The 13,813-nt window shown below is 56.8% G+C and carries 15 protein-coding genes and 1 other annotated feature; of the genes, 10 read left to right on the forward strand and 5 right to left on the reverse strand.

The features are described 5' to 3' along the window. Nucleotides 1-59: 59 nt before the first annotated feature. Nucleotides 60-1,226: a serine-type D-Ala-D-Ala carboxypeptidase DacD gene (dacD, locus tag GXP72_RS14935; protein ID WP_032646438.1), complete on the reverse strand. Its 1,167-nt coding sequence runs from the start codon at nt 1,224-1,226 to the stop codon at nt 60-62. A gap of 207 nt (nt 1,227-1,433) precedes the next feature. On the opposite strand from dacD, the gene sbcB reads away from it, so the two are divergent. Further along, complete coding sequence (sbcB, locus tag GXP72_RS14940) at nt 1,434-2,861, forward strand: exodeoxyribonuclease I (RefSeq protein WP_193745659.1); 1,428 nt, start codon at nt 1,434-1,436, stop codon at nt 2,859-2,861. Nucleotides 2,862-2,984: 123 nt separating this feature from the next. Here sbcB and plaP read toward each other — a convergent pair whose 3' ends face one another. From plaP to GXP72_RS14960, 4 genes are all read right to left on the reverse strand, one after another. Beyond that, entirely contained in the window at nt 2,985-4,343 is a 1,359-nt protein-coding gene (gene plaP / locus GXP72_RS14945; protein WP_208763056.1) for a putrescine/proton symporter PlaP, read from the reverse strand. Further along, nucleotides 4,333-4,395, reverse strand: coding sequence for a membrane protein YoeI (yoeI, locus tag GXP72_RS14950; RefSeq protein ID WP_099458931.1), 63 nt, complete (start codon nt 4,393-4,395; stop codon nt 4,333-4,335). The genes plaP and yoeI overlap by 11 nt, the downstream gene beginning before the upstream one ends. Before the next feature lie 219 nt (nt 4,396-4,614). Then, nucleotides 4,615-5,544 carry a LysR substrate-binding domain-containing protein gene (locus tag GXP72_RS14955; protein WP_024908071.1) on the reverse strand — a complete coding sequence of 310 codons (930 nt, stop codon included), beginning with the start codon at nt 5,542-5,544 and terminating at the stop codon, nt 4,615-4,617. A 41-nt stretch (nt 5,545-5,585) separates the two neighbouring features. Further along, nucleotides 5,586-6,410 (reverse strand): SDR family oxidoreductase, encoded by an 825-nt coding sequence (locus GXP72_RS14960; RefSeq protein ID WP_024908072.1) that lies wholly within the window; start codon nt 6,408-6,410, stop codon nt 5,586-5,588. Nucleotides 6,411-6,585: 175 nt separating this feature from the next. Between GXP72_RS14960 and hisL the strand changes: the two genes are divergently transcribed. From hisL to hisIE, 9 genes are all read left to right on the forward strand, one after another. After that, nucleotides 6,586-6,636 (forward strand): his operon leader peptide, encoded by a 51-nt coding sequence (gene hisL, locus GXP72_RS14965; protein ID WP_001364200.1) that lies wholly within the window; start codon nt 6,586-6,588, stop codon nt 6,634-6,636. After that, nucleotides 6,612-6,735 (forward strand) — a sequence feature (His leader region). Its footprint overlaps the gene before it by 25 nt. A 45-nt stretch (nt 6,736-6,780) precedes the next feature. Continuing rightward, complete coding sequence (hisG, locus tag GXP72_RS14970) at nt 6,781-7,680, forward strand: ATP phosphoribosyltransferase (RefSeq protein WP_000886595.1); 900 nt, start codon at nt 6,781-6,783, stop codon at nt 7,678-7,680. Between the two features lie 5 nt (nt 7,681-7,685). Continuing rightward, nucleotides 7,686-8,990, forward strand: a complete 1,305-nt coding sequence (gene hisD / locus GXP72_RS14975) for a histidinol dehydrogenase (RefSeq protein WP_047061175.1) — start codon at nt 7,686-7,688, stop codon at nt 8,988-8,990. Continuing rightward, on the forward strand, nt 8,987-10,048 hold the full coding sequence (gene hisC, locus GXP72_RS14980; protein ID WP_157189423.1) for a histidinol-phosphate transaminase: 1,062 nt from the start codon (nt 8,987-8,989) through the stop codon (nt 10,046-10,048). The genes hisD and hisC overlap by 4 nt, the downstream gene beginning before the upstream one ends. Next, complete coding sequence (gene hisB, locus GXP72_RS14985) at nt 10,045-11,112, forward strand: bifunctional histidinol-phosphatase/imidazoleglycerol-phosphate dehydratase HisB (protein ID WP_208763057.1); 1,068 nt, start codon at nt 10,045-10,047, stop codon at nt 11,110-11,112. Before hisC ends, hisB begins: the two co-directional genes overlap by 4 nt. Beyond that, a complete protein-coding gene (hisH, locus tag GXP72_RS14990; RefSeq protein WP_208763058.1) occupies nt 11,112-11,702 on the forward strand; it encodes an imidazole glycerol phosphate synthase subunit HisH in 591 nt (196 codons plus the stop codon). The genes hisB and hisH overlap by 1 nt, the downstream gene beginning before the upstream one ends. Beyond that, on the forward strand, nt 11,702-12,439 hold the full coding sequence (gene hisA, locus GXP72_RS14995) for a 1-(5-phosphoribosyl)-5-[(5-phosphoribosylamino)methylideneamino]imidazole-4-carboxamide isomerase (RefSeq protein ID WP_148769857.1): 738 nt from the start codon (nt 11,702-11,704) through the stop codon (nt 12,437-12,439). Before hisH ends, hisA begins: the two co-directional genes overlap by 1 nt. Then, on the forward strand, nt 12,421-13,197 hold the full coding sequence (gene hisF / locus GXP72_RS15000; RefSeq protein ID WP_208763059.1) for an imidazole glycerol phosphate synthase subunit HisF: 777 nt from the start codon (nt 12,421-12,423) through the stop codon (nt 13,195-13,197). Before hisA ends, hisF begins: the two co-directional genes overlap by 19 nt. Then, nucleotides 13,191-13,802: a bifunctional phosphoribosyl-AMP cyclohydrolase/phosphoribosyl-ATP diphosphatase HisIE gene (gene hisIE / locus GXP72_RS15005; RefSeq protein ID WP_208763060.1), complete on the forward strand. Its 612-nt coding sequence runs from the start codon at nt 13,191-13,193 to the stop codon at nt 13,800-13,802. The genes hisF and hisIE overlap by 7 nt, the downstream gene beginning before the upstream one ends. Nucleotides 13,803-13,813: the final 11 nt, after the last annotated feature.

A 13,813-nucleotide genomic window follows, 5' to 3' on the forward strand; every position in this document is an offset into this window, starting at 1 on the left:
AACGAGGAGTGTTTATTATGTGAGCAGACTCGCAACCCTGCCAGTCTGCTCATCTGCCGTTAGAGCGTGTGGTGCAGATAATCGCTCAGCCGAGAGAACAGGCCGCCTTTATCAACGGCTTCCAGCGTCACCAGCGGCCAGTGCGCCACCACTTTGTCGCGGTCGTAGAGCTGGATCTCCCCGACCCGCTGGTGCGCGGCGATCGGCGCTTCCAGCTCTTTTTTATCCAGTACGTATTTGGCTTTGATGTTGGGCACTTCCGCTTTCGGCAGGGCCAGCCAGAAGTCCTGGTCGGTACCCAGTTTCACCTGCTCCTTATCGCCGTACCAGATCCGCTCTGTCCCCACTTTTTTACCGCTATGCAGGATCTGCACCGTATCGAAATTCTGCTGCCCCCAGTGCAGCAGTTTCCGGGCCTGGTCTTCGCGCCCTTTCGGACTGTCCGCCCCCATCACTACCGCGATTAACCGGCGCTGGCCGTCAACGGCGGACGCAATCAGGTTAAAACCCGCCCCCGAGGTATGCCCTGTTTTCAGCCCGTCCACGTTCATGGTTTTATCCCACAGCAGGCCGTTACGGTTTTGCTGGGTGATCCCGTTCCAGGTCAGGCTCTTTTCGCTGTACATATGATAAAACTCGGGCTCACCGTGGATGATGGCGCGGGAGAGTACGGCCAGGTCATAGGCCGAGCTGTGCTGGCCCGGCGCATCCAGCCCGTGGACGGTTTCAAAATGCGTATCGCGCAGGTTCAGCTTCTGCACGTAGTCGTTCATCATCTTCACAAACTGCGGCTGACCGCCCGCCACGTGATCGGCCAGCGCCACGCAGGCGTCGTTGCCGGAGTCGACAATCAGGCCGCGGCTTAAGTCGCGCACGGAGACGCGATCGCCTTCTTTCAGGAACATCAGCGATGAACCGTCAAACACCGGGTTCCCTTTTGCCCAGGCATCGCGCCCTACGGTGACGATGTCGTCCGGGGTAATGCGGTGGCTATCAATGGCCCGATCAACCACATACCCCGTCATCAGCTTGGTCAGGCTCGCCGGATTGCGTTGTTGATGTTCGTTGCCCGCCGTTAAGATCTGACCAGTCGTGTAATCCATCAGCACCCAGGAGCCAGCCTGAATGGCCGGAGGCTGCGGCGAAAAATCCAGTGGTTCGGCCGCAAAAGCAGATGAGACACTCGAAGCGAGTAAAGAAACAGCAATAAACAGACGGCGTTTCAACGGTATATCCTCAGGTCATTAAAAATCGATGACCTTTTTACGGGAGTTCTGATGTCGTTACCTGGCTTAATTGCAAAAAAATGTGACAGAACGCAAATTTTTCTCTGAAGCTGGCGCGCAAATCTGCAACGCGGAGGTGCTTTTTATTCGGTCTCGACCGCACGATCGTTTACCATAGTGACGTCATTTTTTAACAGGATGGTATTACTGGTGTCTGACTCTGCCGCTCGCCCGACTTTTTTATTTCATGACTATGAAACCTTTGGCACTCACCCGGCGCTGGACCGACCGGCGCAGTTTGCCGCCATCCGTACCGACGACGAATTCAATATCATTGGCGAGCCCGAGGTCTTTTACTGCAAGCCTGCGGATGACTATCTGCCGCAGCCCGGCGCGGTGATGGTCACCGGGATCACTCCTCAGGAAGCGCGGGAAAAAGGCGTTAACGAGGCAGAATTCGCCCGACGCATCCACGACCTGTTTACCGTCCCCAATACCTGCGTGGTCGGTTACAACAACATCCGCTTCGATGACGAAGTGACGCGCAATATCTTCTATCGTAACTTCTACGATCCCTACGCCTGGAGCTGGCAGAACCGCAATTCGCGCTGGGATTTACTCGACATCATGCGCGCCTGTTATGCCCTGCGTCCCGAAGGCATTAACTGGCCGGAAAATGAGGAAGGGCTGACGAGCTTCCGGCTGGAACACCTGACGCGCGCCAACGGCATCGAGCACAGCAATGCCCACGACGCGATGGCCGACGTCTATGCCACCATTGCCATGGCGAAACTGGTGAAAAGCGCGCAGCCACGACTGTTCGAGTATCTGCTGAGCCACCGCAGTAAACAGAAGTTGACCACGCTGATTGATGTGCCGCAGATGAAGCCGCTGGTGCATATTTCCGGCATGTTTGGCGCCTGGCGCGGTAATACCAGCTGGGTCGCCCCGCTGGCCTGGCATCCGGACAACCGCAATGCGGTGATTATGGTGGATTTGGCCGGCGATATATCGCCGCTGCTGGAGCTCGACAGCGATACCCTGCGCGAACGGCTGTACACGCCGAAGAATGAACTCGGCGATCTGCCTGCGGTGCCAGTCAAACTGGTGCATATCAATAAATGTCCGGTTCTGGCGCAGGCCAATACGCTGCGCCCGGAAGATGCAGACAGGCTGGGCATTAACCGGCAGCACTGCCTCGATAACCTGAAAGTGCTGCGCGAAAACCCGCAGGTGCGCGAGAAGGTGGTCGCCATCTTTGCCGAGGCGGAGCCGTTCGTACCGTCAGAAAACGTAGATGCCCAGCTCTATAATGGTTTCTTCAGCGATGCCGATCGCGCTGCAATGAATATCGTTCTGCAAACCGAGCCGCGTAACTTGCCTGCCCTGGATATCACCTTCGCCGATAAACGCATTGAAAAGCTGATGTTTAATTACCGCGCGCGTAACTACCCGGGAACCCTGGATGAAGCAGAGCAGGAACGCTGGCTGCAGCACCGTCGCAACGTGTTTACGCCAGAGTATCTGCACAGCTACGCACAGGAGCTGGAAATGCTTTATGGCCAATATGAAGGGAATGCAGAGAAACAGGCGCTGCTGAAATCCCTGTTCCAGTACGCGCAAGAGATAGTTTGATCGATGGGTATAAAAAAGCCGGAGGCGATGTCTCCGGCTTTTTTTTTGCCCGGTGGCGCTTCGCTTACGCGGGCCTACGGGGTATGTAGGTCGGGTAAGGCGTAGCCGCCACCCGACACAGTCTTACGCGACGTCTTCGTACTGAGGAACCGGGTTACGGAAGCTCTTCGTGACGCAGGCCAGGTAAACCAGGCCGATACCCGCCCAAATCAGGCCAAGCACCATCGAGCTCTCTTCCAGGTTAACCCACAGCGCGCCCACGGTCAGGGCACCACACATCGGCAGGAACAGATACTGGAAGTGATCTTTCAGCGTCTTGTTACGCTTTTCACGGATCCAGAACTGAGAGATAACCGACAGGTTAACAAAGGTAAACGCCACCAGCGCACCGAAGTTAATCAGCGCCGTTGCCATCACCAGGTCAAAGTTAATTGCCAGAAGCGCGATCGCACCGACCAGGATAATGTTCATCGCCGGGGTACGCCAGGTTGGATGCACGTAGCCGAAGAAGCTTTTCGGGAATACGCCATCGCGGCCCATTACGTACATCAGACGCGCAACGCCTGCATGCGCGGCCATACCGGACGCCAGTACGGTGATGGTGGAGAAGATCAGCGCGCCGACCTGGAACGCTTTACCCGCCACATAGAGCATGATTTCCGGCTGAGATGCATCCGGATCCTTGAAGCGAGAGATATCCGGGAAGTACAGCTGCAGGAAATAGGTCGAGAAAATAAAGATCAGACCGCCAATCAGCGCCGTCAGGAAGATGGCGCGCGGGATCACGCGCTCTGCATCTTTGGTTTCTTCAGACAGGTTGCTGATCCCGTCAAAACCGGTAAAGGAGAAGCACAGAATGGTTGCCCCGGTAATCATCGGGATCACATGCGCATCACCAGACCAGAACGGTTTGCTGCTCGCCAGCGTGCCAGCGCCTTCACCGTGGAACACGCCATAGATCACCATGCCAAGAATAACGGCAATCAGGACAACCTGAAGCACAACGATAACGGAGTTAAAGTTGGCAACGGACTTGATGCTGCGCAGGTTAAAGGCCGTCATAAAGGCCACCAGCGCCACGACGAACATCCAGGATGGAATCGACGGCACCAGCGCTTCAAAATAGATTTTTGCCAGCAGAATGTTGATCATCGGCGCGAACAGGTAGTCGAGCAGCGAAGACCAGCCCACCATAAAGCCAACCGTCGGGCTGATGGATTTCTGGGCATAGGTGTAGGCAGAACCGGCAGACGGATAGCGACGCACCAGCTTACCGTAGCTCAGCGCGGTAAAGAGGATCGCAATCAGCGCGAAGCCATAAGCCGTCGGCACATGACCGTAGGTGAGGCCCGATACGATACCGAATGTATCGAACAGCGTCATTGGTTGCATATAGGCCAGGCCCATCATAACAACCGGAATCAACGTAAGCGTTTTACGTAATTCCACGCGAGAGGTGTTTGGAGTTGCGTTATGCGACATAGTTATTCTCCTTTACGGTAATAACCGCCACGTAAGCGAAAAATTGCCCCATTTCTTTCTTCCTCAGCGACAACAACTGTCGGATTTTAGTAAATATCTATCCGGTACGAAGCCCGGCCTCTTGGTTTTTAGTTTCGTTTCGTACATGCAAAAAAAAATAACCGACGCCTTTTATATCGTCGATTATTCATTTGGTTGCAGCGGCGGCATTTTGCCCCACATCGGATACAAAAGGCAATACTTTGCAACGCAGCGGGTAATTTTCTTTTTCCTAACTGGCTGATTTCTCGACACTGCCCTGAGCATATACAGCGGCGATAGCACTATTTGCTAAAATTTCGTCCCGCCACCAGGCGCTGGCCAGCCCGGAGGTCTGTTCATTCCAGCCCACCCATACCGATTCATGGCTGTTTTGAGCAAGTACCTGTTTTTCAACAAGCGCACCGCTGTCAATGTACCGCTGTGCCAGATAGCGGGGTAAATAGCCGCAACCCAGGCCGCTGATTTGCAGCTCCAGCTTGGTTTTAAAGTCGAAAACGGTGATAGCCTCCTGCTCGTCAAGCAGCTGCGAGGAAACCGCACATTCCGGACGAGAGCTGTCCCCCACCACAATCGCGCGGTAGCCTTTAATCACGCGGCGGTTAAGCGGCTCAGGCTCCTGAGCCAGCGGATGATGGGGCGCCACGGCGAACACCTGCTCCAGCACGCCCAGACGCGCAAAACCAAACTCGCTCAACTGGGGAGGCTCGTGGAGTGCACCGACAAAAATATCCGCCCTGCCCTGGGTTAAGGCATCCCAGGAGCCTCCCAGCACGCCGTTTATAAAAATGAGTCGGGTCACGCTGTGGTGTTGATAAAAGGCTTCAATCAGCGGCGTCAGGAGAGAAAAGGGAAAGGTATCATCCACGCCAATCACCAGCTCGTTTTCCCAGCCCTGGTGGAGTTTTACGGCCTGTTTTTCGAGTTCACGAACGGTATGGAGGACTTCGCGTCCCTTTTCCAGCAGCATTTGCCCGGTACGGGTAAACCGCGCGCGGTGCCCAGAGCGATCGAGGATCTGGATATTGAGATCGCTTTCCAGTTTTTGAACGGTATAGCTCAACGCAGATGGGGTTTTGTAGAGCTTTGCCGACGCAGCGGCAAAGCTCCCCTCTTTTTCCAGTGCATCCAGAATAATAAGAACATCCAGCAGCGGTTTCATGCTCGCCCCCTTCTGGTGTGCGATCGTCTCCGCTGCGGGACTTATTCCATGGGCATCACCAGCGGATCGGGATACTGATACTCAAACCCCAGCTCATGACAAATGCGATTGCCATCAACAATTTTGCCTTTACTGTCATCCTTTGCCTCACCAAAGACCGGCGGCGCCAGGCCCAGCTGACGCGCCATCAGCGGGTAAAACGTGCTGCGCGCCGGATGAGACGGTGCACATATATTATAGATGTGTCCACCTTTCGGAGCCTGTAAGAGTAGCTCAATCGCGGCAACAACATCGTCAAGATGCACAAGATTGACAACATGCTGGCCATCTGGCGCAGACTTCCCGGCGAAAAAGCGTCCCGGATGACGGCCAGGGCCCACCAGCCCCGCCAGACGTACGATATCAACCTGCGTGCCGGGAAGATTATGCAGCCAGTCTTCCAGCTCTTTCAGAACCTGACCGCTGGCCGTAACGGGACGGCGCTCGGAACTTTCTTTCACCACGCCCTCAACCTCACCATAGACCGAGGTCGAGCTGGTAAAAATGATGCGGGGAACATGGTGCGCCAGCGCGCTGTCGACAATCTCCTGCATCGCCTGCAGATAAAACGACTCGCCCGGGCCACTGCGCCGTGCGGGGAGAGTGATCACCAGCGCATCGACGTTCATCAGCGTGTCCAGGTCGTCAGCGTCACACACCAGTTCCGGTTCAAGACGCAGTTCAACGCCATCAATACCGCACATGCGCGCTGCCTCTACCCCATCCGCCGTGGTTTTGCTCCCGGTCACCTGCCAGCCTTTCGCGGCTAATGACATCGCCAGCGGCATTCCCAGCCATCCTAAACCGACAATCGCGACCTTTTTCATGCGAATTCTCCTGACTCTCACTCGTCTTTTATAAGGCTACGCCAGCCCGGCAGAACACACAATTCATAGCATCAATATGAAATGAATTAATGATCAAAAAAAGCCCTTGCAATATGTCGTACAACTGGTTTACGTTAAAAGACATCAAATGAATAAGCATTCATCGAGAATTTATATGACACGCGTTCAATTTAAACACCACCATCATCACCATCATCCTGACTAGTCTTTCAGGCGATGTGTGCTGGAAGACGTTTGGATCTTCCAGTGGTGCATGAACGCATGAGAAAGCCCCCGGAAGATCTTCTTCCGGGGGCTTTTTTTTGGACCGAATTCAGACAGGTTAAAACAGGTTAACGAGGAATAAAGAATGTTAGATAACTCACGTTTACGCATAGCTATTCAAAAATCAGGCCGTTTAAGTGACGATTCACGCGAACTGCTGGCCCGCTGCGGGATTAAAATTAACCTGCACACCCAGCGCCTGATTGCTCTGGCTGAAAACATGCCCATCGACATTCTGCGCGTGCGTGATGACGATATTCCCGGCCTGGTCATGGATGGCGTCGTTGACCTCGGCATCATCGGGGAAAACGTGCTGGAAGAAGAGCTGCTGACCCGCCGCGCGCAGGGCGAAGACCCGCGTTACTTCACCCTGCGTCGTCTGGACTTCGGCGGCTGCCGCCTGTCGCTGGCGACGCCGGTTGATGAAGCCTGGGACGGTCCGGCCGCGCTGAACGGCAAACGTATCGCCACCTCCTACCCTCACCTGTTAAAGCGTTATCTGGATCAGAAAGGCGTGCAGTTTAAATCCTGTCTGCTGAACGGCTCTGTTGAAGTGGCCCCGCGTGCGGGTCTGGCGGACGCCATCTGTGACCTCGTCTCTACCGGCGCGACGCTGGAAGCGAACGGTCTGCGCGAAGTGGAAGTGATCTACCGCTCCAAAGCGTGCCTGATTCAGCGTGACGGCGAGATGGCCGACGCTAAGCAGCAGCTGATCGACAAACTGCTGACCCGTATTCAGGGCGTAATTCAGGCGCGTGAGTCCAAGTACATCATGATGCACGCCCCGACCGAGCGTCTGGATGAAGTGATTGCCCTGCTGCCTGGCGCCGAGCGTCCAACCATCCTGCCGCTGGCGGGCGATCAGCAGCGCGTGGCGATGCACATGGTGAGCAGCGAAACCCTGTTCTGGGAAACCATGGAAAAACTGAAGGCGCTGGGCGCAAGCTCCATCCTGGTGCTGCCGATTGAGAAGATGATGGAGTAATGGCCATGAGCTTTAACACAATCATCGACTGGAATACCTGTAGCGACGCACAGCAGCGCGAGCTGCTGATGCGCCCGGCAATTTCCGCCTCTGAAAGCATCTCGCGCACCGTGGCGGAGATCCTGGATAACGTCAAAGCCCGCGGCGATGACGCGCTGCGGGAATACAGCGCAAAGTTTGATAAGACGGAAGTCGGCGCATTACGGGTTACCGAGCAGGAAATCATTGATGCCAGCAATCGTCTGGGCGATGACATCAAGCAGGCGATGGCCGTAGCGGTGAAAAATATTGATACCTTCCACACCGCGCAAAAGCTGCAGACCGTAGATGTCGAAACCCTGCCCGGCGTGCGTTGCCAGCAGGTCACGCGCCCGGTTGCGTCCGTCGGCCTCTATATTCCTGGCGGCTCTGCCCCGCTTTTCTCCACCGTACTGATGCTGGCGACTCCCGCACGCATTGCCGGGTGTCAGAAAGTGGTGCTTTGCTCACCGCCACCGATTGCCGACGAGATCCTGTACGCGGCGAAGCTGTGCGGCGTGCAGGCGGTCTATAAAGTGGGCGGCGCGCAGGCGATTTCCGCCCTGGCGTTCGGCACAGAATCCATTCCCAAGGTCGACAAAATCTTTGGCCCTGGCAATGCGTATGTGACCGAAGCCAAGCGTCAGGTCAGCCAGCGTCTGGACGGTGCGGCCATCGATATGCCCGCCGGTCCGTCTGAGGTGCTGGTGATTGCCGACAGCGGCGCCACGCCGGACTTCGTGGCGTCCGACCTGCTTTCCCAGGCGGAACACGGCCCGGACTCGCAGGTCATCCTGCTGACGCCGGATGCCGATATGGCAAAACGCGTAGGCGAAGCCGTGGAGCGTCAGCTTGCCGACCTGCCCCGCGCCGACACGGCACGCCAGGCGTTAGCGGCCAGCCGCCTGATTGTGGCGCGCGACCTGGACCAGTGCATTGCCATTTCTAACCAGTACGGCCCGGAGCACCTGATTATTCAGACCCGCAACGCGCGCGACCTGGTCGACAGTATTACCAGCGCGGGCTCGGTGTTCCTCGGCGACTGGTCACCGGAGTCCGCGGGCGATTACGCCTCCGGCACCAACCACGTGCTGCCAACGTATGGCTATACCTCAACCTGTTCCAGCCTGGGCCTGGCGGATTTCCAGAAACGCATGACCGTGCAGGAGCTCTCCCGCGAAGGGTTTGCGTCTCTGGCGTCTACTATTGAAACCCTGGCCGCCGCCGAGCGCCTGACCGCCCACAAAAATGCCGTTACGCTGCGCGTTGCAGCCCTGAAGGAGCAAGCATGAACATTGAAGAATTAGCCCGCGAAAATGTCCGTCGCCTGACGCCCTATCAGTCTGCGCGTCGTCTGGGCGGTAAAGGGGATGTCTGGCTGAACGCCAACGAATATCCAACAGCGGTGCAGTTTGAGCTGTCGCAGCAAACGCTGAACCGCTATCCGGAGTGTCAGCCAAAAGCGGTGATTGAAAACTACGCGCAGTACGCGGGCGTGAAGCCGGAGCAGGTGCTGGTCAGCCGCGGCGCGGATGAAGGCATTGAACTGCTGATCCGCGCCTTCTGCGAGCCGGGCAAAGATGCGGTGATGTACTGCCAGCCGACCTACGGCATGTACAGCGTCAGCGCGGAAACCTTCGGGGTGGCGTGCCGCAACGTGCTCTCACTGGAGAACTGGCAGCTGGATCTGCAGGGCATTGCCGACAATCTTGACGGCGTAAAGGTCGTGTTTGTCTGTAGCCCAAACAACCCCACCGGACAGATTATCAACCCGCAGGATATCCGAACCCTGCTGGAGATGACGCGAGGCAAAGCGCTGGTGGTGGCCGACGAAGCCTACATCGAGTTCTGCCCGCAGGCGACGCTGGCAGGCTGGCTTGAAGAGTATCCGCACCTGGTGGTGCTGCGTACGCTGTCGAAGGCTTTCGCCCTCGCGGGCCTGCGCTGCGGCTTTACGCTGGCCAATAAAGAGGTCATCGACCTGCTGCTGAAGGTGATCGCTCCGTACCCCCTCTCCACGCCGGTTGCCGACATTGCCGCACAGGCGCTGGCGCCGCAGGGCATCAACGCCATGCGTGAACGCGTGGCGCAAATTCTGGAAGAGCGTCAGTACCTGGTGACGGCCCTGAAAGATATCCCGTGCGTGGAGAAGGTGTTCGACTCGGAAACCAACTACATCCTGGTGCGCTTTACCGCTTCCAGCGCCGTATTTAAATCTTTATGGGATCAGGGCATTATCTTACGAGACCAGAATAAACAACCTTCTCTGAGCGGATGCCTGCGCATTACCGTCGGCACCCGTGCAGAGAGCCAGCGCGTGATTGACGCCCTGAAAGCGGAGAAAGTATGACCCAGAAGATCCTTTTCATCGATCGTGACGGCACCCTTATTTCGGAGCCACCAGCTGATTTTCAGGTCGACCGATTCGACAAGCTGGCGTTTGAAGCTGACGTGATCCCGGTGCTGCTCAAGCTGCAAAAAGCCGGATACAAGCTGGTGATGATCACCAACCAGGACGGTCTGGGTACCGACAGCTTCCCGCAGGCAGACTTTGACGGCCCGCATAATCTGATGATGCAGGTTCTGACCTCTCAGGGTGTGGTTTTTGATGAGGTACTGATTTGCCCTCACATGCCGGCCGACGAGTGCGACTGCCGTAAGCCAAAGGTGAAGCTGGTCGAGCGCTATCTGGCGGCGGATGTGCTGGATAAGGCCAACAGCTATGTCATCGGCGATCGTATTACCGATATTACGCTCGCGGAAAACATGGGCATCGCGGGGCTTCGCTACGACCGCAACAACCTTAACTGGGCGATGATTGGCGAACAGCTGACAAAACGTGACCGCTTCTCGCACGTTGAACGCAACACCAAAGAGACGCAGATTGATGTGAAGGTCTGGCTGGACCGCGAAGGCGGCAGCAAGATCCACACCGGCGTCGGTTTCTTCGACCACATGCTGGACCAGATTGCCACCCACGGCGGTTTCCGCATGGAGATCACGGTAAAAGGCGACCTTTATATTGACGATCACCACACCGTGGAAGATACCGGCCTGGCGCTGGGCGAAGCTCTCAAGCTGGCGCTTGGTGATAAACGCGGCATCAATCGTTTTGGCTTTGTCCTGCCGATGGACGAGTGTCTGGCGCGCTGTGCAATGGATATTTCAGGTCGTCCGCACCTGGAATATAAAGCAGACTTCAATTACCAGCGCGTGGGCGATCTGAGCACCGAAATGGTGGAGCACTTCTTCCGTTCATTGTCCTACACCATGGGCCTGACGCTACACCTGAAGACCAAAGGCAAGAACGACCACCACCGCGTAGAGAGTCTCTTCAAGGCCTTCGGCCGAACGCTGCGCCAGGCAATCCGCGTGGAAGGTGACGCCCTGCCCTCATCAAAAGGAGTCCTGTAATGAACGTGGTGATTCTGGATACCGGATGCGCCAACCTGAACTCCGTAAAATCGGCCATTGCTCGCCACAGCTATGAGCCGGTGGTGAGCCGTGACCCGGACGTAGTGCTGCGTGCCGACAAACTCTTTTTACCGGGTGTGGGAACCGCACAGGCCGCGATGGATCAGATTCGCGAACGCGAGCTGGTCGATCTAATCAAAGCCTGTACCCAGCCGGTGCTGGGGATTTGCCTGGGCATGCAGATCCTGGGCCGCCGCAGCGAAGAGAGCAACGGCGTTGACCTGCTGGGCATTATTGACGAAGACGTGCCGAAAATGACCGATCACGGCCTGCCTCTGCCGCATATGGGCTGGAACCGCGTGTACGCCAAAGCGGGCGACAGGCTTTTTCGCGGCATTGAAGACGGCGCGTATTTTTACTTCGTACACAGCTACGCCATGCCGGTGAACGTGAATACGATCGCCCAGTGCACCTACGGCGAGGCGTTTACCGCGGCCGTACAGAAAGACAATTTCTTCGGCGTGCAGTTTCACCCGGAGCGCTCTGGCGCCGCAGGCGCGCAGCTGCTGAAAAACTTCCTGGAGATGTGATGATTATTCCCGCTTTAGATTTAATTGACGGCACGGTTGTCCGTCTCCACCAGGGCGATTACGGCCAGCAGCGAGACTACGGAAACGACCCGCTGCCGCGTCTGCAGGATTATGCCGCCCAGGGTGCGCAGGTGCTGCATCTGGTGGATTTGACGGGCGCGAAAGATCCGGCGAAGCGCCAGATCCCCCTGCTGAAAAATCTGGTCGCCGGTGTTGATGTGCCGGTACAGGTTGGCGGCGGCGTGCGTACGGAAGATGACGTTGCGGCGCTGCTGGACGCGGGCGTAGCGCGCGTGGTGGTCGGTTCAACCGCCGTGAAAGAGCCAGAGACCGTAAAAGGCTGGTTCCGCCGCTTTGGCGCCGACGCGCTGGTGCTGGCGCTGGATGTTCGTATTGATGAACAGGGTAATAAGCAGGTGGCGGTCAGCGGCTGGCAGGAAAACTCCGGCGTGACGCTGGAAGCGCTGGTCGAGATGTATCTCCCCGTCGGCCTGAAGCACGTGTTATGCACGGACATCTCTCGCGACGGTACGCTGGCGGGCTCCAACGTCTCGCTGTATGAAGAGGTCTGCGCGCGTTATCCGCAGGTGGCGTTCCAGTCTTCGGGCGGAATTGGTGATTTAAACGATATTGCCGCGCTGCGCGGAACGGGCGTACAGGGCGTGATTGTGGGCCGAGCCCTGCTGGAAGGTAAATTTACGGTGACGGAGGCGATTCAATGCTGGCAAAACGGATAATCCCTTGCCTGGACGTACGTGACGGCCAGGTCGTGAAAGGCGTGCAGTTCCGCAACCACGAGATCATTGGCGACATCGTCCCGCTGGCAAAACGCTATGCCGATGAAGGGGCAGACGAGCTGGTCTTTTATGATATCACCGCCTCCAGCGATGGACGCGTGGTCGACAAAAGCTGGGTGGCGCGCGTGGCGGAAGTGATCGATATTCCGTTCTGCGTGGCGGGCGGGATTAAATCCGCTGACGATGCGGCCCAAATTCTCTCGTTTGGTGCCGACAAGATTTCCATCAACTCCCCTGCCCTGGCCGACCCGGAGCTGATCACCCGCCTGGCCGACCGTTTTGGCGTGCAGTGTATTGTGGTTGGGATCGACACCTGGTATGACGCCGCAACGGGCAAGTACCACGTCAATCAATATACGGGTGACGAAAGCCGCACGCGCGTAACGCAGTGGAAAACGCTCGACTGGGTGCAGGAAGTGCAGAAGCGTGGCGCGGGCGAGATTGTCCTCAACATGATGAACCAGGATGGCGTGCGTAACGGGTATGACCTCGGGCAGTTGAAAAAAGTCCGTGCGGTCTGCCACGTTCCGCTGATCGCCTCCGGCGGCGCGGGCACCATGGAACACTTCCTCGAAGCCTTCCGCGATGCCAACGTGGACGGTGCGCTGGCCGCGTCCGTGTTCCACAAACAGATTATTAATATTGGTGAGTTAAAAACGTACCTGGCCGACCAGGGCGTGGAGATCAGGGTATGTTAACAGAGCAACAACAGGCGCAGCTGGACTGGAAAAAAACGGACGGATTACTGCCGGTAGTTGTCCAGCATGCCGTCTCAGGCGAAGTGCTGATGCTGGGGTATATGAACCAGGACGCGCTGGCAAAAACGATCGACAGCGGCAAAGTCACGTTTTTCTCGCGCACGAAACAACGTTTGTGGACCAAAGGGGAAACCTCGGGTCATTTCCTGAACGTGGTCAGCATAACGCCTGACTGCGATAACGATACCCTGCTGGTGCTGGCAAACCCAATCGGACCGACCTGCCATAAGGGCACCAGCAGCTGCTTCGGTGAAACGAGCCACCAGTGGTTGTTCCTGTATCAACTGGAACAGCTGCTGGCAGAGCGTAAAACGGCGGATCCGGAGAGTTCTTATACTGCGAAGCTGTACGCCAGCGGGACCAAGCGTATCGCCCAGAAGGTGGGAGAAGAAGGCGTTGAGACAGCACTGGCCGCGACCGTGCATGACCGCGAGGAACTGACGAATGAAGCGTCTGATTTGATGTATCACCTGCTGGTGCTGCTGCAGGATCAGGAGCTGGATTTGACGGCGGTGATAGAGAACCTTCGTAAGCGTCACAAATAAAAAAACCGGGG

It is taken from the genome of Enterobacter sp. SES19, from assembly GCF_011765665.1.
Lineage (GTDB): Bacteria > Pseudomonadota > Gammaproteobacteria > Enterobacterales > Enterobacteriaceae > Enterobacter > Enterobacter pseudoroggenkampii.